Origin of the sequence: Kluyvera sp. EC_51, assembly GCF_019584505.1 — a bacterium.
Taxonomy (GTDB): Bacteria; Pseudomonadota; Gammaproteobacteria; order Enterobacterales; family Enterobacteriaceae; genus Kluyvera; species Kluyvera sichuanensis.
Window position 1 is genome coordinate 1 of sequence record NZ_VDAG01000004.1, and the last position, 2,616, is coordinate 2,616.

At 51.4% G+C, this 2,616-nt stretch carries 2 tRNA genes, 1 rRNA gene and 1 other annotated feature (1 of these 4 only partly in view); all 3 genes read right to left on the bottom strand.

Going from position 1 to position 2,616, the window contains the following annotated elements:
* Window positions 1–1,076: a sequence feature (most likely nonfunctional fraction of RNA operon), on the bottom strand.
* Between the two features lie 210 nt (window positions 1,077–1,286).
* Window positions 1,287–1,362, bottom strand: a tRNA-Ala gene (locus tag FHC49_RS01460).
* 42 nt (window positions 1,363–1,404) lie between these two features.
* Window positions 1,405–1,481: transfer RNA gene (locus FHC49_RS01465), tRNA-Ile, on the bottom strand.
* A 69-nt stretch (window positions 1,482–1,550) separates the two neighbouring features.
* Window positions 1,551–2,616: ribosomal RNA gene (locus FHC49_RS01470) — 16S ribosomal RNA — on the bottom strand; its annotated part runs 466 nt beyond the window's last position; the annotation flags it as partial.

Here is a 2,616-nt window from a genome sequence, read left to right on the forward strand (position 1 = left end):
AGACCGCCTGCGTGCGCTTTACGCCCAGTAATTCCGATTAACGCTTGCACCCTCCGTATTACCGCGGCTGCTGGCACGGAGTTAGCCGGTGCTTCTTCTGCGAGTAACGTCAATCGCTAAGGTTATTAACCTTAACGCCTTCCTCCTCGCTGAAAGTACTTTACAACCCGAAGGCCTTCTTCATACACGCGGCATGGCTGCATCAGGCTTGCGCCCATTGTGCAATATTCCTTCACGAGGCGCTACCTAAATAGCTTTCGGGGAGAACCAGCTATCTCCCGGTTTGATTGGCCTTTCACCCCCAGCCACAAGTCATCCGCTAATTTTTCAACATTAGTCGGTTCGGTCCTCCAGTTAGTGTTACCCAACCTTCAACCTGCCCATGGCTAGATCACCGGGTTTCGGGTCTATACCCTGCAACTTAACGCCCAGTTAAGACTCGGTTTCCCTGCGGCTCCCCTATACGGTTAACCTTGCTACAGAATATAAGTCGCTGACCCATTATACAAAAGGTACGCAGTCACACCCCGAAGGATGCTCCCACTGCTTGTACGTACACGGTTTCAGGTTCTTTTTCACTCCCCTCGCCGGGGTTCTTTTCGCCTTTCCCTCACGGTACTGGTTCACTATCGGTCAGTCAGGAGTATTTAGCCTTGGAGGATGGTCCCCCCATATTCAGACAGGATACCACGTGTCCCGCCCTACTCATCGAGCTCACAACACATGCAATTTTGTGTACGGGGCTATCACCCTGTATCGCCGGCCTTTCCATACCGTTCCACTATCACACATGCTGATTCAGGCTCTGGGCTGCTCCCCGTTCGCTCGCCGCTACTGGGGGAATCTCGGTTGATTTCTTTTCCTCGGGGTACTTAGATGTTTCAGTTCCCCCGGTTCGCTTCATTACGCTATGTATTCACGTAATGATAGTGTGTCGAAACACACTGGGTTTCCCCATTCGGAAATCGTCGGTTATAACGGTTCATATCACCTTACCGACGCTTATCGCAGATTAGCACGTCCTTCATCGCCTCTGACTGCCAGGGCATCCACCGTGTACGCTTAGTCGCTTAACCTCACAACCCGAAGATGTTTCTTACGATTCATCATCGTGCTGCAAAAATTTGAGAGACTCAAACACACCTCAGTCTGTTCTTATTACGGAGAACAGAGTTCAGTGTGCTGTTTCAATTTTCAGCTTGATCCAGATTTTTAAAGAGCAAAACTTCGCAGTGAACCTTTTCAGGTACACTCTGAAGTTTTCTTGGGTTTGTTGCAGTAAAGGATGGTGGAGCTATGCGGGATCGAACCGCAGACCTCCTGCGTGCAAGGCAGGCGCTCTCCCAGCTGAGCTATAACCCCATCGCAAAATGCTAATCTCTGTACCGACAATTCTTGCGAATTTGGTAGGCCTGAGTGGACTTGAACCACCGACCTCACCCTTATCAGGGGTGCGCTCTAACCACCTGAGCTACAAGCCTGCAGAGATTTTTACTGCTAATTTTCATCAGACAATCTGTGTGAGCACTTCAAAGAACGTTTCTTTAAGGTAAGGAGGTGATCCAACCGCAGGTTCCCCTACGGTTACCTTGTTACGACTTCACCCCAGTCATGAATCACAAAGTGGTAAGCGCCCTCCCGAAGGTTAAGCTACCTACTTCTTTTGCAACCCACTCCCATGGTGTGACGGGCGGTGTGTACAAGGCCCGGGAACGTATTCACCGTAGCATTCTGATCTACGATTACTAGCGATTCCGACTTCATGGAGTCGAGTTGCAGACTCCAATCCGGACTACGACATACTTTATGAGGTCCGCTTGCTCTCGCGAGGTCGCTTCTCTTTGTATATGCCATTGTAGCACGTGTGTAGCCCTACTCGTAAGGGCCATGATGACTTGACGTCATCCCCACCTTCCTCCAGTTTATCACTGGCAGTCTCCTTTGAGTTCCCGGCCGAACCGCTGGCAACAAAGGATAAGGGTTGCGCTCGTTGCGGGACTTAACCCAACATTTCACAACACGAGCTGACGACAGCCATGCAGCACCTGTCTCAGAGTTCCCGAAGGCACCAAAGCATCTCTGCTAAGTTCTCTGGATGTCAAGAGTAGGTAAGGTTCTTCGCGTTGCATCGAATTAAACCACATGCTCCACCGCTTGTGCGGGCCCCCGTCAATTCATTTGAGTTTTAACCTTGCGGCCGTACTCCCCAGGCGGTCTATTTAACGCGTTAGCTCCGAAAGCCACTCCTCAAGGGAACAACCTTCAAATAGACATCGTTTACGGCGTGGACTACCAGGGTATCTAATCCTGTTTGCTCCCCACGCTTTCGCACCTGAGCGTCAGTCTTTGTCCAGGGGGCCGCCTTCGCCACCGGTATTCCTCCAGATCTCTACGCATTTCACCGCTACACCTGGAATTCTACCCCCCTCTACAAGACTCTAGCCTGCCAGTTTCGAATGCAGTTCCCAGGTTGAGCCCGGGGATTTCACATCCGACTTGACAGACCGCCTGCGTGCGCTTTACGCCCAGTAATTCCGATTAACGCTTGCACCCTCCGTATTACCGCGGCTGCTGGCACGGAGTTAGCCGGTGCTTCTTCTGCGAGTAACGTCAATC